A 22,466-nucleotide genomic window follows, 5' to 3' on the forward strand; every position below is an offset into this window, starting at 1 on the left:
ATAAGATAGCATCATATCCAATAAAAGAAAGGGGTATGATGCTATGTTTAGTTTTAATGATTTTAAAAAGATTGACATGCATTCGCACATTGGAACTTGGGGAAATCCATTTAATTTCAGCGGAGACATTAATTTAGTACTGAATTTGATGGACAAATTCAACATTGAAAAGACGGTACTTTGTCCATCAGACTCTACAAAAAATACTGAAATGCTTGCTGCTTATGAATCGGCTCCAGAGAAGATTATTCCTGTGGCTTGGATTGACTGTACTAAAGAACAGGTGGCGTATGATGAGTTGGAGAGTTTAATACGAGATAAAGGATGTAAAGGTGCGAAGATACAGTCACTTTTTGACGGATATGCAGCTGATTCACCTGTTGTAGATCCAGTGGCAGAGATTTGTGAAAATTATAATGTGCCATTTTTCGTTCACTCAGGCCATGAACCATTTTCTTTGCCATGGCAAATTGGTCTATTAGCAGAACGTCATCCAAAGTGCAAATTTGTAATGCTGCACATGGGTCATGGACATGGAATATATGTGGAAGCAGCACAAACTATAGCAAAGCGTTACAAGAATATTTGGCTTGAGACCTCAGGTACATCTATGAGTGCACAAATATATAACGCATATACGAATGTAGGAAACGATAGAGTAATGTTTGGGCTGGATACACCTTTTCACGCTCCAGAGGTTGAAATACAAAAGATTCTTTCATGCCCATTAAACGAGACTGATTATGAAAATATCTTTTACAATAATGCAAAAAACTTTTGGGGAAGTTTGCTAGATTAGGAGGCGCAGAATGAATACTAAGAATATGATTTCAACCAAAGAGGTTACGATTGAAGGAATGATGATAGCATTGGTTTTTCTAGGAACTTTTTATTTCAAGATTCCCACACTGTTTGGATATACTCACCTAGGTGATTGCATGATTATATTAGCCGTTTGCCTACTGGGAACGAAAAAAGGGGCACTTGCAGGAGCTTTAGGTGCTGGATTATCAGATTTACTTGGTGGATACACAGCTTGGGTTTTGCCTACCATGGCAATAAAGGCCATTTGGGCAATCGTTATGGGCGTCATCGCATTTAAGTTGCTAAAGAATGCAAAGCATAATTTATTAATTGGAGCTGTTTTAGGCGGTTTCGTCCACGTATTATTGTATACATTAGTAAAAATCCCTTTATTTGGATATGCATATGCTTTATCCACTCTATTAACTTTATCTATGCAAACTATAAGTGGAATTGTATTGGGCTGTTTACTTTATGGATTGATTAAGGGGAAATTTCAACACATTTTTTCCATATGATTTAGGTAAAATATCCTCCAAGGAGGATGGGACTTATGCTTAGAAATGTAATAAAACAGGTTCAGGGTTATCGTACTCAAGATGGTGCAGGTGTTAGCCTTGTAAGAGTTATTGGCTTGAAAACAGTCGAGATATTCGATCCATTCCTTATGTTGGATGCGTTTGATTCTACTGATCCAGCTGACTATATAGCAGGATTTCCTATGCATCCTCATCGTGGAATAGAAACCTTTACATTTCTATCCAAAGGTTCAATAGTGCATGAAGATCATCTGGGAACCAAAGCCACAATGCATGAGGGCGAAGCTCAATGGTTAACCGCAGGCTCAGGCGCGTATCATTCCGAAATGCCTCAACCTGCAGATAGAATGCTCGGAGTTCAACTATGGCTTAACATTCCTTCAAAATATAAAATGACTGCAGCGCCTTTTTATCACGGCGTAGTTAATGAAGAAATACAGGAATTTGAATTAGAAAATGGAAAGTTGCGCTTGTTGGCAGGTAACTATAAAGAATACGCAGGTATACAAGGCAAGTATTTGCCGTTGGATTTCTACGATATATTCCTTAAGCCGGGTGGTTCTATCACTCTAGATGTGCATGGAGAAGAGAAATCCTGCATGATATTTACATTAGAAGGTCCTGCTATTGTAAGTGGTACGCGGGTGCCTTCAAAAACAGCCGCTAAACTAGGTGATGGCGACGAAGTAAAAATTGAAGCAATAGATGAGCCAATTGAAATACTCTATATGTGCTCAAATATATTAAGTGAACCAGTTGCTTGGGGTGGTCCAATTGTGATGAATACCAAAGAAGAATTGAAATTAGCTTTCCGAGAATTAGAAACAGGTGATTTTATAAAACAGGTGGCTGAATATGAAAATTCATAATCGAAGATTTCGCTTTATTAATCGGCCCACTAAATAGCGAGAAACAATTTACTAAATGGCAAAAAAGATGATGAAAAATTTCATCATCTTTTTTATTGCTGCGGAAGGCGGGACTTGAACCGAATTAATGGTTCACAAACACTATAAAATAAAGGAAGAATAGCATGTCGGAAGTCTCGTTGCCCTTTTTTATATTCATATGAAGCTCATGAAAATATGAAAAATAATCTATTTGCCAATGGCTAAGGCCTGATATAAAATTTATGCTATAAGAATTTAGGAGGCATTTTTAATGACCGATAACAATATGAATAAACCAAGGGTTGTGAAATCACATGATGTAACCCTTGATAAAGAATATACAGAATGGTTAATTGAATTAAAGCAAAGATTTCGTAATGCACAGATGAAAGCTGCTGTCAAAATTAATTCTGAGCAGCTTCTTTTTAACTGGCAATTAGGTCGAGATCTTGTTATCCGTAAAGCTGAGGAAAAATGGGGAGCAGGTATTGTCGAGCAGGTCAGCTTAGATTTACAAGCTGAATTTCCTAACGCAAAAGGTTTTTCTGCTCGAAATCTTTGGAATATGAAAAAATGGTATTTATTCTATTCTTCATTTGACTCATTTGAAGCAAAAGTTCAGTTAATTGAAAATGAAATTAATACAGAAAGTTCAAAACTGCAACAAGTTGCTGCAGAAATCACTGAGTTTAGGTCTACAGAAAAACTGCAACAAGCTGTTGCAGAAATTCCTTTTCCTTTGATATTTGGTTTTGTTCCATGGGGACATCATGTTAACATAATTACAAAATGTAAGGATTTAAATGAAGCCCTGTTCTATATCAGGCAGACAATAGAACAAAGTTTAAGTCGAAGTGCTCTTGATGATTGCATTCGCGCAAATATGTACCATACAACAGGTGCAGCAATCACTAATTTTGCAGATAAACTTCCAACTGCTCAGGGTAAGCTCGCTCAGGAGTTATTAAAAAGCAATTATGATCTTGGGTTTGTATCTTTACCTAAAGGTTATGATGAAACAGCTCTAGAAGACATAATAGAACAACGGATGACTCGTTTTTTACTTGAACTTGGCGAGGGCTGGGCTTTTATAGGACGACAGAAAGAACTGATTATTTCAGGAAAAACTCGAAAAATAGATCTTCTCTTCTACCATATATACTTACGTTGCTATGTTGTTTTAGAGTTAAAAGTTACGTCTTTTGAACCAGAACATGCTGGCAAGTTAAACTTCTATGTAAATGCAGTAAATGAGTTTTTACGAAGAGATAGTGATAATCCTACAATCGGCCTTTTAATTTGCAAAGACATGGATAAAACAGAAGTACAACTAGCCTTCCAAGGAATAACAACTCCAATGGGTGTTGCAACTTATGATAATGTCAAAATCCAGGAAATACAAGAGTATTTGCCAACCGCTGAACAAATACAAAAACAGATAGAAATTGCCGAAGAAGAATATAAGCAGAGGCAGCAAGATAAGTAAGCGCCATTGAGACTTTAAACAACTGTAAAGAGGCTTTGAAAAAATCTCTGTAAATTTAATATAAGACATGGGTCTTCTATGATAAAATTTTTAAATATCAAGGAGGCCCATTTTTTATGGCAAACAAGAGACGCGACGTTTATAAGGCAAAACCAATGACCGAAGGAAAGAAGGCTGTAATCCAAGGACTACTTAACGAGTATGATATCCATACAGCAGAGGACATTCAGGATGCCCTCAAGGATCTTCTTTCAGGAACAATTCAATCTATGCTCGAATCTGAGATGAATGAGCATCTAGGCTATGAGAAGTATGCTCGTGATGAAGAACCTAATTACCGCAATGGTACAAAGTCTAAGACTGTAAGAAGTAAATATGGTGAGTTTGAGGTAGATGTACCACAGGATAGAAACAGCACATTTGAACCTGCTATCGTGAAGAAAAGACAGAAAGACATCTCTGGCATCGAAGAACAGGTCATTGCTATGTATGCCAAGGGAATGACTACTACTCAGATTTCTGAAATGATTGAATCAATCTATGGATTTGAAATCAGCGAAGGCTTAGTTTCTGATATCACGGACAAACTAATGCCACAGATTGAGGATTGGCAGAATCGTCCTTTATCAGCTGTTTATCCAATCATTTTCATTGATGCTATCCATTTTTCAGTACGCAATGATGGAATTGTAAGCAAGCTTGCAGCTTATGTTGTTCTTGGAATCAATGAAGATGGGATGAAGGAAGTTCTTTCCATCGAGGTTGGCGAAAATGAAAGTAGTAAATATTGGCTTGGTGTTTTGAACAGCCTTAAGAACCGTGGAGTTCAGGATATCCTAATTCTTTGCTCTGATGGTCTTGCTGGTTTAAAAGAAGCTATCCAAGCTGCTTTCCCTAACACAGAGCATCAGCGTTGTATTGTTCACATGGTCAGAAATACCCTTAAGTATGTCGCTAACAAGGACATGAAGGCTTTTGCTAAAGACCTTAAGACAATCTACACAGCACCTGATGAAAAGACAGCTCTCAAGCGTTTAGATGAAGTGACCAAGAAATGGGAGTCGCTGTATCCACATGCTATGAATCGCTGGCATGATAACTGGGATGTCATTACTCCAATTTTCAAATTCTCTATGGATGTTAGAACTGCATTCTACACAACAAATGCCATAGAAAGTCTAAATTCATGCTACCGAAGATTGAACAAGCAGAGGAGCGTTTTCCCAAGCTCGCAAGCTCTGATAAAAGCTTTATATCTGGCGACTTTCGAAGCCACCAAAAAATGGACAATGCCAATCAGAAACTGGGGTAAGGTTCGAGGCGAGCTTTCTATCATGTATCCTGGCAGACTTTCAGACTAAAAATAAAACCTCTATCTCACACGGGATAGAGGTTATTTGTGTAAACTGGAATTTGTTCAATTAACTTATAATATAACTCACAAGAAGAAAGTCACCTCATAGGTTTCTTTCCCTTTTCTTATAGGGTATTTGAATCGCCAGAGGCTTTCTGTACTTGAATCAGTTGCATACTCAACGTAGAAATCTGCTGAGATATAGCATTCGCCTTACTCGCTAATGCTTTCTTTGCCTTTTCAGAGCCAGCCTGTTTAGCTTTTATTTCTGCCAATTCTTTTCTCAATTTTTCAATTTGTTCTTTAATCTGTTCTTCTTGAGAATTTCCCTCTTTGACTTTCTTTTCGTTTTCTTCGCTCATCTTCTTTAAAGCTTCCATTCCTTCGTCGGAAATCTGTAGCGAAGCATCTTGTTTTTGCTGATTACGCATCGCAATAAACTCAGCAGCGCCCTGAGAATCTCCTTCTGGAATATATATACCTTCTGTTTTCACCTTTTCAATCATAGCCTTGGCTGTAGGTTGATTAGCTAGCTGATCCAATTCAGCTTTTGATATATTTGTCAGAATACGCATAAGCCATCCTCCTTGACAAATTCATAACACACTTCTTCTTATCTGTTATATCGTCATAAAAGACGAAAAAATTTAGCTTAGATGGAACGTTATCTTTCAATAAAATTTACTTCATAAATCCCATGTTATCAATTGCTTATGCTAATGATAATACTTCATCACACATTCAAAATCCAAATTTTTATTGACTTACGGTACACAGAACTGTATAGTCTAAAAAAGGATGTGACCAATCTGACCACATCCATCATAAATCTAAATTATCATAGAAGTTCCATATTTACAGAAAAAATTTCAAAGTCTCACTGTAAAGAGCAAAGTGATTATTTCCACAATCACCTTGCTCTTTTTATACATTATAAACTGAAGAATTATTATGAAATCCACCATATTCCTGAGCCTCAGCAACATCATAAAAATCTTCATTATCGGGTATCCCATAGGCTAGCAAGTCCTGACAAGGAATTTTCTCGATATATAATCCTTCCACAACATTAAATTTCTTTATTTCCATCAGTCACCTTTTAATAATTATATGTATATTTCCACACACTTTTCATTTGAGAAACAAGGATATCAACATCCCAGTGCTTTTTTGAGTTCTTTGGACTATTTGGATCATTTACAATTATTTGACCATCGTCAGTTATACTCGTTAGAACAATAAAATGACCTGTCTTGGTAAAATCACCAGGTGCCATAGAACAGATTAATGGAGTAGAGCTAGTAAGATTATTCAGTATATAATCAACCGATACACTACCTGATGAAACCTCAAGACCATAATGCCTTGCACCAGTAGTCATAATATCCCATGACGTCCCCTGTCCATATGTATAGAATCCCTGCTGTGCAGCGTATTGACTTACAACATAAGGATTAATAGCTGCATCTTGCTCAAGTCCGCATGCAACCATGGCAACACATGTAGGTCCGCATCCAGCTACACCCACATAATTTCCACCATAATCTTTATATCCCCAACGTTTATCCCACTGGATAAATAAAGGAATATTACGTTCTGACATTTCCTTTGAAACATCCATATCAAAATCTTCGTCTTTGTACTTGTTAAAATTCTTTACATAATCAGATGCTTCAGGATATTTCTCACCAAATTCAATTACATTCTGAGGTATATCTTCTATGTCTCGATTACCAAAAATGTTGAATCCTAAAATCATAATCAAAAAGATTAATACAATAGCCAATACAGGCTTTAATATTTTTAGGGGTTTCTTTGTATGCTTTTCTTCAGGTAGATTTAAATCATCAATTTCAAAATCAACCCTTTGTCTCTTTGTTGCCTTAGGACTGTGCTTAGCTTTAATTGTGCTCATTAAAACATAAACAAAAAATGAAAGTGCCAATATACAAAATGCCACAGAATCAGTTAGCCAGTCAGGCGAAAAAAAATAATCCATTGCTATTAAACCAATAAAAACAGCAAGGATGATTAGTATAACTTTTGCAAGCCATAAAATGATATTTTTCAATTTTATATATTCCCCCAGTAATTATTTAGTATTAATATTTTAAAATATAAAACATTCGAAAATCAAGGTGTTCTAAAATATCAAATACATACAAAAAATATTAATCATAAGTGTATATTTAACTGCATAGAAAATGATGAATAATCCTCGTTTTTGCCTATAAATACAGCATTCTACCACCAGTAGAGTGACAGATTGTTCCTATTTTTATATGATTTTTGTGGAGGTAAGGGATGAATAACGAAAAAATTGGAATGCTTATTAAAAACGCACGATTAAGTAAAGGTTACACACAAAAAGAAATTGCTAACAAATTAGGTGTCACTGATAAAGCAGTTTCTAAATGGGAATGTGGAAAATCTTTCCCAGATATTACTATGATTGAATCAATCTCTAGAGAACTAGGCATTAGTGTAAATCAATTAGTCGGTGTTGCAGATAATTCTAAGGAGGAGGCTGTTATGTTAGAAAAAAATGAAAAAAAGATAAAGATAAGAATCATGATTTCCATCATTATTTTTTCAGTAATTGCCATTAAGGCCATTACCAGACTATTGTGTAGTTTTTCAACGTACTGGTATATAAGTACTATATTCGAAAACATCGTTTACTTTATTTTTATTCTTATAGGGGTAACTAGCTTGATTTCAAGCATAATTTTAATTCACAAAAGGAGGAAGATGTATGAGAAAAATGAAGTTGATGACTAAAATGGTTGCTTTTGCTATGAGTATTATTATAGCTAGTAGCACAGCATTGCCTGTATCAGCAAAAGAATCCGGAGGATTTATTTAAGAATCTAGGATTGTAGCGCAAGGTGTTTTAGAAGACGGAACTCCTTACACTTTGTATGCAGTTCCTGAAAAAGGTGCACATGTAAATATAGTGGATAGTGTTCATTACGAGTTAAGAGTTACTTTCCCTTGGAATTCAACACCACCTGATTATATGGATGTATCAATCCTTATGAATGGCACAACATATAAGGGAACCTTAAAATTATGGGGGTACTTTAGAAATTTCAATGATTATTGTTTAGATGCCACTTATACAGGAACGTTAATAGGTAGACTATAATATTCAAAAAAGCTAGGATATCTCGTATCCTAGCTTTTTTGGTGGCCTTTGGAATGAATCATTATCAAATAAAGATATTTCGAGATATTATGCCGGTGCCTCAAATGTTGGCATAGCATCAACGAGCTCCTGTAATGGCGACCAATTCATAGGGTCAAAATCATCATCCGAATTATCTTTAGAGAATGAATCTTCATCATTATTTGGTGAAGATTTTTTCTTTTCATTAGCTTCCTCAGAAGTTGCAGGAAGTTCTCCATAAGCATCAGAGTTTTTAAATTCTTTTGCCACCTCATTAAGTGCTGCTACAATAAATTCTTTATATGGATCTTTGTCAGATATTCCCGATATAGATTGCATAATTATATCATTAACCTCTTCTTTTGAATTGGCGTGCTTTAATCGGCTGGCCATAGCTTCTGCCATTCTGCGAATTCGTACATATTGAAGATATAAGTCTGGATTGTGTTGTTTTAGATAAGATTCTTCTTTTTGGCTAAGCCTCTTACCACTTTTAATCTTTGCCATAATTCTAGTCATCATCTTTTCGTCATTTTGATCAGAATTATTCTTTGATTCTTCAATTTTATCTCTAATAGAAGCAGCAATTTCGCTTCCAAGCTTTTCTTTACTCTTTTCATCAGCTACAGATACATCAAATTTGATGGTATCCATTTTAATGTTTGCCTGTATCAATATATTGTCCATAAGTTTCCAGCCCCTTTCATAATAAAAAGGTATCAATAGATATAATCAATCCATTGATACCTACAAATCCCTTACCACAAAATGAATACTGTCTCTATTTGTGTATCGGCAGATTATATTAATAATTCAGTCCTAAATATTTTAGAATGACTCTCCGATATAATATACGAAGACTAGGCACAGGGACGTGCAAAAGAGTCTTCGCGTTTGGCACTTTTATACTCTTTATTTGTGGAAAGGAGTCCGCTATGAAGATTGAAAACAGCCATGTAAACATGGCATCTAGTCACAATTCTTATTCTTACACCCATGTAGAAGTTGCAACAATTGAAAGACGAGCCAGTTCAAACACACTTGGCGCCATTATGCAACTATCTGAAGAAGGGGAAAAATCCTACAAAGAAGCAATTAAACAATATGAAAAAGACGAAGAACAGGCCAGAAAAGAGCAACAGCAAAAGAATATGCAAAACTCCATGAAATTAATGGCTGAGCAAGAGAAAAAGGCTCGTGAAGCTAATGCTGGAAGGAGTCAGTGGGACTTTGAAGACCTGGAAATTAGCATTGTAAAAAAGATCCTTGCGGTACTAAATGGCGAGAAGCTTGATACAAAGCTAAAAGATCAACTGAATAAATGGCAACAGGGTTTTACTGGTAATTGCAATAACACCGATAGTGTTAATTTTAGTGTCAATGGCGTCGCTCAGAGCACTTTAAATTTGGCATCTGCTGAATCCGTTACAAGGACGCAAGTGTGGCAAAAAATAACCGCTGCTGAAGGCACACATCTTGAATATGAGAATACCACTTTTGCAAGCCAGGGGATGGTTCAGACAGCTGATGGCAGAAGCCTGAATTTTAATGTTGAGGTTACTTTAGGAAGAAGTTTGTCTCAAAAGATTAATTCTCTTACAAGTGAAACATATACAAGAATTCTCACTGATCCACTTGTAATAAATATGGATAGTAATATTACCTCTGTATCTGATCAGAAATTCAAATTTGACATTGACTCAGACGGAAAAGAGGATGAGATTTCCTTTGCCGGTAAAGGAAGTGGATTCCTAGCATTAGATAAAAATGGTGATGGAAAAATCAATGATGGTTCAGAATTGTTTGGAACAAAATCAGGGGATGGCTTTAAAGACCTGGCAGAATACGATGAAGATCATAATGGCTGGATAGATGAGAACGATTCTATCTTTTCAAAGCTAAAAGTCTGGACTAAAGATGAAAATGGTAATGATAAGCTTCTTAATTTAAAAGAAGCCGATGTTGGTGCTATTTATTTAAACAGTGCTGAGACAGAGTTTTCATACAAGGACATGGCTGGCGAGACCAATGGTGTTCTTCGTAAGACTGGAATATATCTAAAAGAGAGTACTGGTGCAGCCAGTACAGTAGCTCATGTTGATTTTGCATTGTAGAAGTATTAATTGCAGATTATTCTATACATAGGGCTGGAGGGACAATCCTCCAGCCTTATATGTTCTCTTTTATACATATAACTTTTCCATTAATTACAATTAACATAACGATAATCCAGATTATTGGAAAATCTTCATTCTGAAACATCACATCTTTTTTCCATTATTTCCCCTTAACACTCCATTAATATCGTTTAATGGAAAGTTTCCTAAATTGTATTAATATAAAAACATTAAATCCAAGTGTATCAAAACTCAAAAAGTGGGCCATTTTATTTATAGCAAGGCAAAAAGTGGGTCCGTTTGTTCCTTGCAAGCATAAACAAATGTCCTTTTTTTCATGGAAATTACATTCCCATGAAAAAGTTGGGCAAGCCCAAACCCTTGAGCTTAAAGGAATCTCAAAAGCTGCGCACTGTTAAAGAGAAAACAAAAAATACGGAAAAAGAGGTAAATACAATGAATTGAAAAAAAATATAAGTAATTATTCTTTGTGGCTTTCTATTGTATCAGGATAACCTGTGCCATCAAGGACTTCGCAAGTGACAGGAGTCATCCTTGACGGCACAGCTTATTCTGATACAGCTTAGCCAAGCAAAGAAAAGTGAAAAAACGGAGGATATAACAATTTACAAGTCGTTATAGATATTTAGAAAAAGGATTTACAAATGAGAAGCAGATATTTTGTTCTCTATACAAAAGAACTTACAAAACTAATTGACAACTTTAACAGTCGTAAAAAGGAATTGGTCGAAGAATTCAAGTGTGGTATTATTAGTCGTGCCGACATGCTAGGTGAAATGGACATGATCAATTCAAAAACAATAAAGGCGAAAAGAGCTCTTGTAGCTCAGGTGCATGTTAAAGGTAATGGAACACCCAAGAGTATTCGATACGAAGAAGCTAGAGGCTTATGGGTGACAAAAGTTAATAGCGAAGTCAGATTACATTCTAAGACAGAGGAAGGCTTATTGGATAAACTCCTAGAGTATTATGATTGTTATTTAATGTCATACTCGATAGAGCATGTGTTTGAGCTGGCAATTGAGAACAAGCAAAAAACTGAGAATTGCAACAAGCTTACCATCCAAAGATATTGGGATAGTTTCAATCGCTTTATCGATGATGACTTCAGAGCAAAAGATGTTCCTAATATCACAAAGGATGACATCAAAGCCTACACAAAGGCTACTGTCAAGAGGACTAATCCTAAGAAAAAGGCATATTATGCAGTTAAAGGTGTGCGGAATCTAATTTTTGGATATGCTCTTGAACATGACTTTATTCAGAGTAATCCGGTCTTGGCGATTAACAACAGAGCTTACCTAACTGCCTGTGACAATTCCAAGCCAAAGAACGTAGATAAGATTCTTTCTAAAGCTGATATCTTACGAATTCAAAGTGAGATTTATTCTCGTATGGAGCAGAAAAGATACGACGGCTATTTTGTTCACGGCTACATGATTCTTCTTTCCATTGAGACAGGAATGAGAGTTGCTGAGTTATGTGCCTTGAAATGGGATGATATTGATGAGAAAAGTATTCACATCCATGCACAGCAGCTCACAGAACGACCAAAAGGTGGTAAGAATTACATTTATGCAGAATGGACAAAGGATGAGAAGGGAATTTCCCAAGGCGGACGTTATTTTCCAATCACCACACAGATTAGATTAATTTTGAACAATCTAAAAAATATTCAGACTGGTAAAATGATTAGGACCAAATATGTTTTCTGTGATATTAACGGAAATAGGATCAAGATTGATGCGTATACATCATGCCTGCGCAGATTAATGAAGAGCCTAGGATATTCAATTACTAATAACCATGCATTTAGGATGAGTCTAAACTCTAATGTATTCATTCCTAATAATGTGTCTCTTACTAAGAGAGCAGAGCTGTTGGGTCATAGTGTTGAAACTAACCTGAGACATTATTCATACGCACAAATTGATGCAGAAGATGATACTTTAAGCAAGCTAGAGGGTGGTTGTCCCTCAGTTGTCCTAAAAACTAGCTAATTTTAGCAATTTAAAAAAATAAAAGCCCTTTAAACATAGAATTTAAAGGGCTTTACACTGATTAATAACCAATGCGGAAGGCGGGACTTGAACCCGCACGCTCGCAATGAGCACAAGATCCTTAGTCTTGCTCGTCTGCCAGTTCCGACACTTCCGCGTAGCGTAATATGTCACGCAACGTCATAAATAATAACACCCAATAATGTCTGCGTCAATGCCTAGAGAAATAATAAAAATATTCAAAAAATTCAGTATTATTTCTATCAAAATTGAGAACGCCCATGTTGTCATATGTCAGAAAGGAGGACATTGCGCTCAGTAAAAATGAAAGAGCCGTTGTTTATTAAGAAAGCGAAGTAGCTTGCTCGGAAAATGATAAAGCGCATTATAGGATAGAATATGGAAATAACAAGGTGCCTGATCGTAATGGTTAGGTGCTATTTATTATGGAAGAAACACGGTCGAATTTGCACTAAGAAGAGATTAACAACCTATTGCGTAAATAATTAACACAATTCGCACAATGGCATGGATTTTTGATTATTGATTTACTTTGAGAAATTGTTAAATATTCGTTGACTTTAGATATTCTGGATGATACTATAATCGAGCGCTGAGGGACAGCAAGTCACACAGAGCAAAAGAAATAAACGAAGATTGATAACTGAACAGTGAAACAAACCTTGAATTAATACAAGTTTTTATAACATGTATCCTTGAAATTCATTTAAGTTTCTTAATGAAACGAAACCTTTATAGTAAACAAGTCAGTTTTATACTGATTCGGAATTAAACTTATTGTAGCGAACGAGTTCGCTACTTGCATAACTTTTTGCTTCGCGAAAGCTCGCAAAAAGTCATGATTATAACATGAGAGTTTGATCCTGGCTCAGGATGAACGCTGGCGGCGTGCTTAACACATGCAAGTCGAACGAAGCAGTTTATTACGATCCCTTCGGGGTGACGATTTACTGACTGAGTGGCGGACGGGTGAGTAACGCGTGGGTAACCTACCTTGTACAGGGGGACAACAGTTGGAAACGACTGCTAATACCGCATAAGCGCACGGTATCGCATGATACAGTGTGAAAAGTTTTTTCGGTACAAGATGGACCCGCGTCTGATTAGCTAGTTGGTGAGGTAACGGCTCACCAAGGCGACGATCAGTAGCCGACCTGAGAGGGTGACCGGCCACATTGGGACTGAGACACGGCCCAAACTCCTACGGGAGGCAGCAGTGGGGAATATTGCACAATGGGCGCAAGCCTGATGCAGCGACGCCGCGTGAGCGAAGAAGTATTTCGGTATGTAAAGCTCTATCAGCAGGGAAGATAATGACGGTACCTGACTAAGAAGCACCGGCTAAATACGTGCCAGCAGCCGCGGTAATACGTATGGTGCAAGCGTTATCCGGATTTACTGGGTGTAAAGGGAGCGTAGGCGGTTTTACAAGTCTGATGTGAAAGCCCGGGGCTCAACTCCGGTATTGCATTGGAAACTGTAGAACTAGAGTGTCGGAGGGGTAAGTGGAATTCCTAGTGTAGCGGTGAAATGCGTAGATATTAGGAGGAACACCAGTGGCGAAGGCGGCTTACTGGACGATTACTGACGCTGAGGCTCGAAAGCGTGGGGAGCAAACAGGATTAGATACCCTGGTAGTCCACGCCGTAAACGATGAATACTAGGTGTTGGCTTCCATAGGGAGTCGGTGCCGCAGCAAACGCAATAAGTATTCCACCTGGGGAGTACGTTCGCAAGAATGAAACTCAAAGGAATTGACGGGGACCCGCACAAGCGGTGGAGCATGTGGTTTAATTCGAAGCAACGCGAAGAACCTTACCAAATCTTGACATCCTCTTGACAAAGTATGTAATGTACTCTTCCTTCGGGACAAGAGTGACAGGTGGTGCATGGTTGTCGTCAGCTCGTGTCGTGAGATGTTGGGTTAAGTCCCGCAACGAGCGCAACCCTTATCTTTAGTAGCCAGCATTTCGGATGGGCACTCTAGAGAGACTGCCCGGGTGAACCGGGAGGAAGGTGGGGATGACGTCAAATCATCATGCCCCTTATGATTTGGGCTACACACGTGCTACAATGGCGTAAACAAAGGGAAGCAATTACGTGAGTATGAGCAAATCTCAAAAATAACGTCTCAGTTCGGATTGTAGTCTGCAACTCGACTACATGAAGCTGGAATCGCTAGTAATCGCGAATCAGAATGTCGCGGTGAATACGTTCCCGGGTCTTGTACACACCGCCCGTCACACCATGGGAGTTGGGAATGCCCGAAGTCTGTGACCCAACCGTAAGGAGGGAGCAGCCGAAGGCAGGCTCGATAACTGGGGTGAAGTCGTAACAAGGTAGCCGTATCGGAAGGTGCGGCTGGATCACCTCCTTTCTAAGGAATTAGTAACAGGAAGTAATTTTCCGGTAGATTTCTACATTTACTGTAGAAATCGTAAGAAAGACTTCTTGTGAAGATAAGACGAGGATTGTTTCACTGTCCAGTTATCAACTTGTTGATAACTGATTTCCGGTGGCGATGCGGTTAGGGGAAACACCCGTACACATCCCGAACACGATGGTTAAGACCTAATCGGCCGATGATACTATGCTGGAGGCGGCATGGGAAAGCAGGTGGCTGCCGGGTTTGCTTAAAACAGCCGAAAGGCTTTCATATATAAAGTCACCGCCAAGTGCGGCGATCATTTGAGGAATCAAGTACATTGATTTTTCAAATGGTCGAAAGACCAGATAGCAACTTGAAAACTTCATACAGTAGAGATAAATGATTTTAAGAAAAATCTTAAATATCAAGACATCCGAGAATTAACAAACCAAACAAGTTCTTATTGAACAAATTTTAATGTAACGCTATACATTCGAGATTAAACAATCAAGAGCGCAGGGTGGATGCCTTGGCACTAAGAGCCGATGAAAGACGTGATAAGCTGCGAAAAGCCTTGGGGAGCTGCAAATAAGCATTGATCCAGGGGTATCTGAATGGGGAAACCTAACTGGAAAGACTCCAGTTGACCTAACGCCAACACATAACGTTAGGCCGGGAACCCGGTGAACTGAAACATCTAAGTAGCCGGAGGAAGAGAAAGAAAAATCGATTTCCAAAGTAGCGGCGAGCGAAATGGAAAGAGGGCAAACCGAGATGCGTGCATTTCGGGGTTCGGACCGCATAATTGATTCGCAATTTCTAGCAGAATGGTTTTGGGAAAGCCAGCCAAAGAGAGTGAAAGCCTCGTAAGCGAAAGAGAAAGCGACATGGCGGTATCCAGAGTAGGACGAGACACGAGAAACCTTGTCTGAAAGCGCGGGGACCACCCCGTAACCCTAAATACTTCTTAGTGACCGATAGCGCATAGTACTGTGAAGGAAAGGTGAAAAGAACCCCGGGAGGGGAGTGAAAGAGAACCTGAAACCCTGTGTTTACAAGCTGTCGAACCTCTATATATGAGGAACGGCGTACTTTTTGTAGAACGGTCCGGCGAGTTACGATTACTGGCAAGGTTAAGCACTAAAGGTGTGGAGCCGAAGGGATACCAAGTCTGAATAGGGCGAGTAGTCAGTGATTGTAGACCCGAAACCGGGTGACCTATCCATGTCCAGGCTGAAGTTTCCGTAAAAGGAAATGGAGGGCCGAAGCCACATCCGTTGAAAAGGGTGGGCATGAGGTGTGGATAGCGGAGAAATTCCAATCGAACCCGGAGATAGCTGGTTCTCCTCGAAATAGCTTTAGGGCTAGCCTCGTATTAGACTACTGGAGGTAGAGCACTGAATTCTTAAGGGGGCGTCAAAGCTTACCAAGAGATATCAAACTCCGAATGCCAGATAGCCGATGTACGGGAGTCAGACTATACGAGATAAGTTGGATAGTCAAAAGGGAAACAGCCCAGACCTACAGCTAAGGTCCCAAAGTGTGTGTTAAGTGGTAAAGGATGTGGGATTTCATAGACAACTAGGATGTTGGCTCAGAAGCAGCCATACATTCAAAGAGTGCGTAACAGCTCACTAGTCGAGAGGTCCTGCGCCGAAAATGTCCGGGGCTAAAACACAACACCGAAGCTTAGGATTCTGTTTAGGCAGAGTGGTAGAGGAGCATTCTTGCAACCGACGAAGCTGTACCGTAAGGAGCAGTGGAGGAACAAGAAGAGAGAATGCCGGAATGAGTAGCGAGATGAAGGTGAGAATCCTTCAGGCCGAATATCTAAGGTTTCCAGAGTAAAGCTGATCTGCTCTGGGTAAGTCGGGGCCTAAGGCGAGGTCGAAAGACGTAGTCGATGGATAACAGGTTGAGATTCCTGTACCGCAATAAATCAGAACTGTGGGGACGCATGGACAAAGCTTAAGCCAGGAATGGAAAGACTGGTGCAAGCGAGGTAGGAGTAAAGTTGGCAAATCCGCTTTACAATCCAAAGACGTGACGCGGAGCGAAATTAAAGTAGCGAAGTAAGTAGAGTCTGTGCCGAGAAAAGCCGCTATTGTATTTATTGTGCCCGTACCGTAAACCGACACAGGTGGATGAGGAGAGAATCCTAAGGCCGACGGAAGAAGCATTGTTAAGGAATTCGGCAAAATGACCCCGTAACTTCGGGAGAAGGGGTGCCTACGTAAGTAGGCCGCAGAGAATAGGCTCAAGCAACTGTTTAGCAAAAACACAGGTCTATGCGAAACCGTAAGGTGATGTATATGGGCTGACGCCTGCCCGGTGCTGGAAGGTTAAGAGGAGAGGTTAGCGCAAGCGAAGCTTTGAATTTAAGCCCCAGTAAACGGCGGCCGTAACTATAACGGTCCTAAGGTAGCGAAATTCCTTGTCGGGTAAGTTCCGACCCGCACGAAAGGCGTAATGATTTGAGCACTGTCTCGACAATGCATCCGGTGAAATTGAAGTACCAGTGAAGATGCTGGTTACCCGCGCCAGGACGGAAAGACCCCATGGAGCTTTACTCCAGTTTGGTACTGGGATTCGGTACTGCATGTACAGGATAGGTGGGAGACTAAGAAGATGGGACGCCAGTTTCATCAGAGTCACTGTTGGGATACCACCCTTGTAGTATTGGATTTCTAACCAGCCGCCGTAAACCGGTGGTGGGACAATGCCAGGCGGGGAGTTTGACTGGGGCGGTCGCCTCCGAAAGGGTATCGGAGGCGCTCAAAGGTTCCCTCAGAATGGTCGGAAACCATTTGAAGAGTGCAAAGGCAGAAGGGAGCTTGACTGCGACACCGACGGGTGGAGCAGGTACGAAAGTAGGACTTAGTGATCCGGTGGTATAAAGTGGGATTGCCATCGCTCAACGGATAAAAGCTACCCTGGGGATAACAGGCTTATCACTCCCAAGAGTTCACATCGACGGAGTGGTTTGGCACCTCGATGTCGGCTCATCGCATCCTGGGGCTGTAGCAGGTCCCAAGGGTTGGGCTGTTCGCCCATTAAAGCGGTACGCGAGCTGGGTTCAGAACGTCGTGAGACAGTTCGGTCCCTATCCGGCGCGGGCGGAGGATATTTGAGAGGAGCTGCCCCTAGTACGAGAGGACCGGGGTGGACGGACCACTGGTGTATCAGCTGTCGACCAACGGCATAGCTGAGTAGCCAAGTCTGGACGGGATAAACGCTGAAGGCATCTAAGCGTGAAGCCCCCCTCAAGATGAGATATCCCCTCCATAAGGAGATAAGATCCCTTAAAGACGATAAGGTAGATAGGTTCAAGGTGTAAGTGCGGTAACGCATTCAGCTGATGAATACTAATAGATCGAAGGTTTATTCTAAAAAGATGTTTAGCGAAAGACGGATAACTAAGTCTTACTGTGTGAAGTTTTGAGGTTGCTATAAACTAATAGCAAGCACCCACCCGTTAGGATATGCTTGCTTTTTTATTAAAAACATATGACAAAATGGGGGCGTAGCTCAGTTGGGAGAGCACCTGCCTTGCAAGCAGGGGGTCAAGAGTTCGAATCTCTCCGTCTCCACTATTATTATGGCTCCGTGGTCAAGCGGTTAAGACATCGCCCTTTCACGGCGGTAACACGGGTTCAATTCCCGTCGGAGTCACTTGCCTATTGGCGAATAACATTAAGCCGATGTGGCTCAATTGGCAGAGCAGCTGATTTGTAATCAGCAGGTTATCGGTTCGAGTCCGATCATCGGCTTTTGAAAATGCATAGGTTCTGGACCTTTAGCTCAGTTGGTTAGAGCAACCGGCTCATAACCGGTCGGTCCAGGGTTCGAGTCCCTGAGGGTCCATTTTCAAAATTTAACATACATTTGCAGAGGTATCGAAGTGGTCATAACGAGGCGGTCTTGAAAACCGTTTGTCCGCAAGGGCGCGTGGGTTCGAATCCCACCCTCTGCGTTTTGGCCTCATGGCTCAGTTGGTTAGAGCGCCGCCCTGTCACGGCGGAGGTCGAGGGTTCAAGTCCCTCTGGGGTCGTTTACCAGTTTTATTAGCATGGGATCTTAGCTCAGCTGGGAGAGCATCTGCCTTACAAGCAGAGGGTCACAGGTTCGAGCCCTGTAGGTCCCATTAGATGTAAATCGCAAGCGATTTACTAGCATACTTTTTTCTTTCATTTCATTCAGAAAAAAGCATGCGTATGCCGTAGTGGCGGAACTGGCAGACGCGCGGGACTTAAAATCCCGTGGTGGCGACATCGTACCGGTTCGATTCCGGTCTACGGCATTTGATTTTACAAGCACTAATTCTGTGAGATTAGTGCTTTTTTTGTGCGAGAAAATCAATCCGGTAAGGAATAAACTTCATTAATATTTTACAATTATCGTATAGAAGTGATAAACTAATTCTATTAGAGAATTAATGGAAGAGAGTAATATCAAATGGTAAAACACATCATAATTTGGACTTTGCAGGATAAGTGTTTTGGTCCAAATCTTAGCACTATTAAGGAGAACATGAAGACCAGACTCGAGGAGCTTAATAGTCAGATTCCAGGAGTTAAAAGTATTGTTGTTTACACAGATTGCTTCAGTTCATCAAACGGAGATATCGCGTTAGAGGCAATTTTCGACAATGAAGATGCTGTAAAGTCGTTCAAACAAAATGAACTTCGTCTAGCAGTAACTAAAGATGTAGTTGTACCATTTGTAGATAATACAACTCACGTAGAATTTGAATTATAATTAGAGCAAATGTGAATTATCGCATAGGTGCTCTTTCGTAAATATAGTTAGAAATAATATACTAAATGATTCAAAAAAAGATGATGAAAAGAATAGTATTATCTATTCTATCTATGATTATTATAATTGGAGCAAATGCTTGTGGAGCTCCGCCGAAAGAAGCTTATGGTGTCTATCTTTCTGATTCATACGATGAACTGCCGTTCAAAGTAAGTTGTGAGACGTTGGTCATAGATGCACAATATTATACTGCAGAAGAGATAGCGACTCTAAAAGAAACCAATGATATGGTGATTTCATATCTTAACATTGGCTCAATAGAAAATTTTAGAGATTATTATTCCAATTACGAATCACTTATTCTTGGACCGTATGAAAACTGGGAAGAAGAGTATTGGATTAACTTAGCTGATAAGTCTTGGCAAGATTTTGTTGTAAATAATTTGGCTACGTCGCTTATCGATAAAGGTATAGATGGTTTTTTTATCGATAATACGGACGTATATTACAATTTTACGAGCCAAGAATTATTCGATGGCATCACAAAAATCCTAACAGCGCTAAAATCAAAAGGACTGTTGGTATATATCAACGGTGGCGATACCTATGTAACAAAGTATTTAGAAGAAAACGGGAGCCTAGATGCGATATTAGATGGAGTTAACCAAGAAAGTGTTTTTACATCTATTAATTGGGATGATAATACTTTCAATGAGAACGATGAAGAAATAAAAAAATATTACGTAGAATACCTTTCTTCAGTAGTGGCAGACAGAAAGCAGGTATTTCTTCTAGAGTATACAAATGATTCTGAATTAGCCCAAAAAGTAAAAACTGAAGGAGAGAAGCTTGGCTATAAAGTTTATGTTTCCGATAGCATAGAATTAGATTAACGGGGGCAGATATTGACATTGTTCAATATCTGCTCTATTATTTTCCAGCTATTTTATAAGCGAGAAATATTTATTAATAAGAATGTTGACAATAGTCCGAAAACGTACTATTATAACGGTACGTTTTCGGATTGTTTTTTTGTATGGAGGTTTTCATATGGAAGTAAAAATGAAAGAACTGAATATGCTAATGGAAAGCACAGATGCTTTATATCATGAGGCTGCAAAACGTTTGGGACTATCTGATGCAGAGCTTTGCATCTTATATATAATCTACGAACAGGGCGATGGGCGTGCACAGAAGGATTTCTGTAGTCTAACTGGAATAGGAAAAACTACTATAAATACTGCTGTTAAAAATATGGAAAAAAATGGTCTCTTAAAGCTAAAAGCTATTGACGGCAGAAGTATGGGCGTTTACCTAACAAAAGAGGGCAGAACTCTTATGAATAATACTGTCGAGAAATTGATCAGTATAGAAAATAAAATTTTCGATAGTTGGTCTAAAGAAGAGCAGAATACTATTATTCGGCTCAATAAAGATTTCGTAGATAAATTTAGTGTGTTAATCAAAGATTTGTAAAGGTGTAGTATGAGCAATAAAAATGTAATTCAATTATCGGATCATTTCGATTATAAAAGACTATTAAGATATAGCCTTCCCACAATGGGAATGATGGTATTTACTTCCATTTATGGAGTTGTGGACGGATTATTTGTTTCAAACTTTGTCGGAAAGAATGCATTCGCTGCAATTAATCTTGTTATGCCTGCATTTATGATTCTTGGCGGTTTTGGAACAATGTTTGGTACGGGAGGAACAGCTCTTGTTGCCAAGACGCTGGGAGAAAAGAACCAGGTATTGGCTAATAGGTACTTCTCCATGATGATAGAAATGATTGCTGCAATCGGTGTAGCTATCTCGGTATTGGCGTTCATATTTATGCCTAAAATTGTAAATCTGCTAGGTGCATCAGAAGTTTTGAGAACAGACGCTATTTTATATGGAAGAACAGTAATACTGTTTATGGCACCTTTTGAATTACAATACTCATTCCAAAGTTTTACAACCGCAGCAGAAAAGCCAAAGCTTGGTCTTAGAGTAACAATTGCTGCAGGAATTACAAATATGGTATTAGATGCTCTTTTAGTTGGTGTTTTTAGATGGGGTGTAGCTGGCGCTGCTATTGCAACAGGTTTAAGTGCATCAATTGGAGGACTTATGCCACTTGCGTATTTCATAAAGCCTAATGACAGTTTGCTTAGATTTTCACTTACACCTATTAAATTTGCTGCAATATTACAGGCTGCATTTAATGGAATGTCAGAGCTATTTACCAGTGCTGCATCATCAATCGTAAGTATTGTATATAATCTTCAGCTTATGAAATATGCAGGAGAAGATGGAGTTGCTACATACGGAGTAATAATGTATGTGCAGTTTATATTTATTGGTCTTTTATTTGGCTATTCTATGGGGACATCACCAATTGTCAGCTATCATTACGGTGCTCAAAATACATCAGAATTAAAAAACCTTCTTAAGCGAAGCTTAAAGATAGAATACCTAGGTGGCATTATAATGTTTATCTTGGCACAGCTACTGGCTAGACCAATTTCTACAGTGTTTGTTGGATATGACAGGGAGCTTTTAGAATTAACTGTACATGCGTTTAGATTATTCCTGTTTGCTTTTATTCTGGCAGGTGGAAATATTTTTGCATCAGCATTTTTTACAGCACTAAATAATGGACCAATTTCAGCCGTTATTTCCGTATTAAGAAGTATGGTATTTGAATTATTGGCTGTTTTAATTCTGCCATTAATTCTGGGAATAAATGGTATATGGTGTGCAGTTGCCGTCGCTGAAATTGCAGCATTTTTCGTTTCATGGATTCTATTATTAGCGCAAAATAAGAAATATCAATACTTTGGTTCTTGAGCCCATCATTTTTATTGGCTAAACTCTAAGGTATTTTTTGATAGATTTTTAGAAAAATTTTCCGTATCGGAAAGTTTTTATTTTACAACAAGTACAATAAGTGT

At 39.1% G+C, this 22,466-nt stretch carries 16 protein-coding genes, 9 tRNA genes and 3 rRNA genes; 23 read left to right on the forward strand and 5 right to left on the reverse strand.

Features of this window, described 5'->3' with window-relative positions:
- Nucleotides 1–43: 43 nt before the first annotated feature.
- The 5 genes from FXF36_RS04880 to FXF36_RS04900 all read left to right on the forward strand — a co-directional run bounded on the left by FXF36_RS04880 (nucleotide 44) and on the right by FXF36_RS04900 (nucleotide 5,080).
- Entirely contained in the window at nucleotides 44–799 is a 756-nt protein-coding gene (locus FXF36_RS04880) for an amidohydrolase family protein (protein WP_151622741.1), read from the forward strand.
- A gap of 10 nt (nucleotides 800–809) precedes the next feature.
- Nucleotides 810–1,322 (forward strand): ECF transporter S component, encoded by a 513-nt coding sequence (locus FXF36_RS04885; RefSeq protein ID WP_151622742.1) that lies wholly within the window; start codon nucleotides 810–812, stop codon nucleotides 1,320–1,322.
- Nucleotides 1,323–1,357: 35 nt separating this feature from the next.
- Entirely contained in the window at nucleotides 1,358–2,212 is an 855-nt protein-coding gene (locus FXF36_RS04890) for a pirin family protein (RefSeq protein ID WP_151622743.1), read from the forward strand.
- Nucleotides 2,213–2,504: 292 nt separating this feature from the next.
- Nucleotides 2,505–3,719: a PDDEXK nuclease domain-containing protein gene (locus FXF36_RS04895; protein WP_202880057.1), complete on the forward strand. Its 1,215-nt coding sequence runs from the start codon at nucleotides 2,505–2,507 to the stop codon at nucleotides 3,717–3,719.
- A 116-nt stretch (nucleotides 3,720–3,835) separates the two neighbouring features.
- A complete protein-coding gene (locus FXF36_RS04900) occupies nucleotides 3,836–5,080 on the forward strand; it encodes an IS256 family transposase (RefSeq protein ID WP_151622744.1) in 1,245 nt (414 codons plus the stop codon).
- A gap of 118 nt (nucleotides 5,081–5,198) precedes the next feature.
- Here FXF36_RS04900 and FXF36_RS04905 read toward each other — a convergent pair whose 3' ends face one another.
- The 3 genes from FXF36_RS04905 to FXF36_RS04910 form a co-directional block, all read right to left on the reverse strand.
- Nucleotides 5,199–5,648: a hypothetical protein gene (locus FXF36_RS04905; RefSeq protein WP_151622745.1), complete on the reverse strand. Its 450-nt coding sequence runs from the start codon at nucleotides 5,646–5,648 to the stop codon at nucleotides 5,199–5,201.
- A 349-nt stretch (nucleotides 5,649–5,997) separates the two neighbouring features.
- Entirely contained in the window at nucleotides 5,998–6,162 is a 165-nt protein-coding gene (locus FXF36_RS16230) for a hypothetical protein (protein ID WP_167511289.1), read from the reverse strand.
- Between the two features lie 10 nt (nucleotides 6,163–6,172).
- Nucleotides 6,173–6,988, reverse strand: coding sequence for a C39 family peptidase (locus tag FXF36_RS04910; RefSeq protein ID WP_167511290.1), 816 nt, complete (start codon nucleotides 6,986–6,988; stop codon nucleotides 6,173–6,175).
- Nucleotides 6,989–7,377: 389 nt separating this feature from the next.
- On the opposite strand from FXF36_RS04910, the gene FXF36_RS04915 reads away from it, so the two are divergent.
- Nucleotides 7,378–7,854, forward strand: a complete 477-nt coding sequence (locus tag FXF36_RS04915) for a helix-turn-helix domain-containing protein (protein ID WP_151622747.1) — start codon at nucleotides 7,378–7,380, stop codon at nucleotides 7,852–7,854.
- Between the two features lie 454 nt (nucleotides 7,855–8,308).
- Here the strand turns inward: FXF36_RS04915 and FXF36_RS04920 are convergent, their stop codons facing one another.
- A complete protein-coding gene (locus FXF36_RS04920; RefSeq protein WP_151622748.1) occupies nucleotides 8,309–8,929 on the reverse strand; it encodes a hypothetical protein in 621 nt (206 codons plus the stop codon).
- 248 nt (nucleotides 8,930–9,177) lie between these two features.
- Between FXF36_RS04920 and FXF36_RS04925 the strand changes: the two genes are divergently transcribed.
- Both FXF36_RS04925 and FXF36_RS04930 read left to right on the forward strand, forming a co-directional pair.
- A complete protein-coding gene (locus tag FXF36_RS04925; protein WP_151622749.1) occupies nucleotides 9,178–10,356 on the forward strand; it encodes an SPM autocatalytic domain-containing protein in 1,179 nt (392 codons plus the stop codon).
- Nucleotides 10,357–11,024: 668 nt separating this feature from the next.
- Nucleotides 11,025–12,380: a tyrosine-type recombinase/integrase gene (locus tag FXF36_RS04930; protein ID WP_151622750.1), complete on the forward strand. Its 1,356-nt coding sequence runs from the start codon at nucleotides 11,025–11,027 to the stop codon at nucleotides 12,378–12,380.
- 72 nt (nucleotides 12,381–12,452) lie between these two features.
- On the opposite strand, the gene FXF36_RS04935 is transcribed toward FXF36_RS04930, so the two are convergent.
- Nucleotides 12,453–12,537: transfer RNA gene (locus FXF36_RS04935), tRNA-Leu, on the reverse strand.
- A 709-nt stretch (nucleotides 12,538–13,246) separates the two neighbouring features.
- Here FXF36_RS04935 and FXF36_RS04940 point away from each other — a divergent pair.
- The 15 genes from FXF36_RS04940 to FXF36_RS05010 all read left to right on the forward strand — a co-directional run bounded on the left by FXF36_RS04940 (nucleotide 13,247) and on the right by FXF36_RS05010 (nucleotide 22,362).
- Nucleotides 13,247–14,778 (forward strand): 16S ribosomal RNA (locus FXF36_RS04940).
- Between the two features lie 134 nt (nucleotides 14,779–14,912).
- A 5S ribosomal RNA gene (gene rrf / locus FXF36_RS04945) occupies nucleotides 14,913–15,030 on the forward strand.
- 236 nt (nucleotides 15,031–15,266) lie between these two features.
- Nucleotides 15,267–18,158: ribosomal RNA gene (locus FXF36_RS04950) — 23S ribosomal RNA — on the forward strand.
- Together the 16S, 23S and 5S rRNA genes with 8 tRNA genes alongside form the textbook arrangement of a ribosomal RNA operon.
- Nucleotides 18,159–18,286: 128 nt before the next feature.
- A tRNA-Ala gene (locus FXF36_RS04955) sits at nucleotides 18,287–18,359 on the forward strand.
- A 10-nt stretch (nucleotides 18,360–18,369) separates the two neighbouring features.
- Nucleotides 18,370–18,441: transfer RNA gene (locus tag FXF36_RS04960), tRNA-Glu, on the forward strand.
- Nucleotides 18,442–18,466: 25 nt separating this feature from the next.
- Nucleotides 18,467–18,539 (forward strand) — tRNA-Thr (locus tag FXF36_RS04965).
- 20 nt (nucleotides 18,540–18,559) lie between these two features.
- Nucleotides 18,560–18,633: transfer RNA gene (locus tag FXF36_RS04970), tRNA-Ile, on the forward strand.
- A 23-nt stretch (nucleotides 18,634–18,656) separates the two neighbouring features.
- A tRNA-Ser gene (locus FXF36_RS04975) sits at nucleotides 18,657–18,742 on the forward strand.
- Between the two features lie 4 nt (nucleotides 18,743–18,746).
- Nucleotides 18,747–18,820, forward strand: a tRNA-Asp gene (locus FXF36_RS04980).
- Nucleotides 18,821–18,840: 20 nt separating this feature from the next.
- A tRNA-Val gene (locus FXF36_RS04985) sits at nucleotides 18,841–18,913 on the forward strand.
- 72 nt (nucleotides 18,914–18,985) lie between these two features.
- Nucleotides 18,986–19,069: transfer RNA gene (locus tag FXF36_RS04990), tRNA-Leu, on the forward strand.
- Nucleotides 19,070–19,224: 155 nt separating this feature from the next.
- Nucleotides 19,225–19,527, forward strand: coding sequence for a Dabb family protein (locus FXF36_RS04995; protein ID WP_151622751.1), 303 nt, complete (start codon nucleotides 19,225–19,227; stop codon nucleotides 19,525–19,527).
- Between the two features lie 65 nt (nucleotides 19,528–19,592).
- A complete protein-coding gene (locus FXF36_RS05000; protein WP_151622752.1) occupies nucleotides 19,593–20,420 on the forward strand; it encodes a glycoside hydrolase family 191 protein in 828 nt (275 codons plus the stop codon).
- Nucleotides 20,421–20,577: 157 nt separating this feature from the next.
- Complete coding sequence (locus tag FXF36_RS05005) at nucleotides 20,578–21,003, forward strand: MarR family winged helix-turn-helix transcriptional regulator (RefSeq protein WP_167511291.1); 426 nt, start codon at nucleotides 20,578–20,580, stop codon at nucleotides 21,001–21,003.
- A 9-nt stretch (nucleotides 21,004–21,012) separates the two neighbouring features.
- Entirely contained in the window at nucleotides 21,013–22,362 is a 1,350-nt protein-coding gene (locus FXF36_RS05010) for an MATE family efflux transporter (RefSeq protein ID WP_151622754.1), read from the forward strand.
- Nucleotides 22,363–22,466 lie beyond the last annotated feature (104 nt).

It is taken from the genome of Pseudobutyrivibrio xylanivorans (assembly GCF_008935055.1).
Classification (GTDB): domain Bacteria; phylum Bacillota; class Clostridia; order Lachnospirales; family Lachnospiraceae; genus Pseudobutyrivibrio; species Pseudobutyrivibrio xylanivorans_A.

Bases quoted from the DNA above. Each gene is read 5' to 3' on its own strand.
- FXF36_RS04880 (WP_151622741.1), top strand. From the start codon at position 44: ATGTTTAGTTTTAATGATTTTAAAAAGATTGACATGCATTCGCACATT.
- FXF36_RS04885 (WP_151622742.1), top strand. From the start codon at position 810: ATGAATACTAAGAATATGATTTCAACCAAAGAGGTTACGATTGAAGGA.
- FXF36_RS04890 (WP_151622743.1), top strand. From the start codon at position 1,358: ATGCTTAGAAATGTAATAAAACAGGTTCAGGGTTATCGTACTCAAGAT.
- FXF36_RS04895 (WP_202880057.1), top strand. From the start codon at position 2,505: ATGACCGATAACAATATGAATAAACCAAGGGTTGTGAAATCACATGAT.
- FXF36_RS04900 (WP_151622744.1), top strand. From the start codon at position 3,836: ATGGCAAACAAGAGACGCGACGTTTATAAGGCAAAACCAATGACCGAA.
- FXF36_RS04905 (WP_151622745.1), bottom strand. From the start codon at position 5,648: ATGCGTATTCTGACAAATATATCAAAAGCTGAATTGGATCAGCTAGCT.
- FXF36_RS16230 (WP_167511289.1), bottom strand. From the start codon at position 6,162: ATGGAAATAAAGAAATTTAATGTTGTGGAAGGATTATATATCGAGAAA.
- FXF36_RS04910 (WP_167511290.1), bottom strand. From the start codon at position 6,988: ATGAGCACAATTAAAGCTAAGCACAGTCCTAAGGCAACAAAGAGACAA.
- FXF36_RS04915 (WP_151622747.1), top strand. From the start codon at position 7,378: ATGAATAACGAAAAAATTGGAATGCTTATTAAAAACGCACGATTAAGT.
- FXF36_RS04920 (WP_151622748.1), bottom strand. From the start codon at position 8,929: ATGGACAATATATTGATACAGGCAAACATTAAAATGGATACCATCAAA.
- FXF36_RS04925 (WP_151622749.1), top strand. From the start codon at position 9,178: ATGAAGATTGAAAACAGCCATGTAAACATGGCATCTAGTCACAATTCT.
- FXF36_RS04930 (WP_151622750.1), top strand. From the start codon at position 11,025: ATGAGAAGCAGATATTTTGTTCTCTATACAAAAGAACTTACAAAACTA.
- FXF36_RS04995 (WP_151622751.1), top strand. From the start codon at position 19,225: ATGGTAAAACACATCATAATTTGGACTTTGCAGGATAAGTGTTTTGGT.
- FXF36_RS05000 (WP_151622752.1), top strand. From the start codon at position 19,593: ATGATTCAAAAAAAGATGATGAAAAGAATAGTATTATCTATTCTATCT.
- FXF36_RS05005 (WP_167511291.1), top strand. From the start codon at position 20,578: ATGGAAGTAAAAATGAAAGAACTGAATATGCTAATGGAAAGCACAGAT.
- FXF36_RS05010 (WP_151622754.1), top strand. From the start codon at position 21,013: ATGAGCAATAAAAATGTAATTCAATTATCGGATCATTTCGATTATAAA.